Raw genomic sequence first — 525 nt, forward strand, 5'->3', positions numbered from 1 at the left:
TGGGCCCCGCGGCGTCGCAAACCCAAGGCTACGATCTAAGAGACGCCAGCGACCGCGGCCTACGCCGGATGGTTACGCCCCGCCGATGTTGAGTTCACGGACTGCCACTGAAAAGAAATGCTCATGGGACTTATGACCGACCCTTGCCACCCGGGCGAAATCCTTCGCCATGAATTTTTTGAGCTGCTTGGTGTTTCCGCGATTGGCCTTGCGAAGGCAATTGGCGTGCCGCGTACCCGCATCGAGCGGCTGGTGAAAAGGCAGACCGGCGTAACCCCCGACACGGCCTTGCGGCTGTCCAACGCGCTTTGGACTACACCGGAGTTCTGGATCATAATGCAGGCCAACTACGACATGGCCGCGGCCCGCAAGAGCGTCGATGCCTCGGGCATCAAGCCGCTGGTTGCTGCTTGAGTCTCCGGCCAATCGCTTAGCAGGCTGCTGAAAAAGGCTCGCGCTTGGAACATCTTCCCTTGGACGGAGGAATCGTGGGGATGTTGGCTGTGGGCAAATAGCCCCTTCGGG

General features: G+C 60.4%; 1 protein-coding gene. It reads left to right on the forward strand.

Annotation, left to right across the window (positions count from 1 at the left end):
• Positions 1-123: 123 nt before the first annotated feature.
• Complete coding sequence (locus AB0T83_RS20325; RefSeq protein ID WP_366195012.1) at positions 124-414, forward strand: HigA family addiction module antitoxin; 291 nt, start codon at positions 124-126, stop codon at positions 412-414.
• Positions 415-525 lie beyond the last annotated feature (111 nt).

This window comes from Meridianimarinicoccus marinus (assembly GCF_040689105.1).
GTDB lineage: Bacteria > Pseudomonadota > Alphaproteobacteria > Rhodobacterales > Rhodobacteraceae > Meridianimarinicoccus > Meridianimarinicoccus marinus.

Coding starts and splice junctions, on each gene's coding strand:
- AB0T83_RS20325 (WP_366195012.1), top strand. CDS start 124: ATGGGACTTATGACCGACCCTTGCCACCCGGGCGAAATCCTTCGCCAT.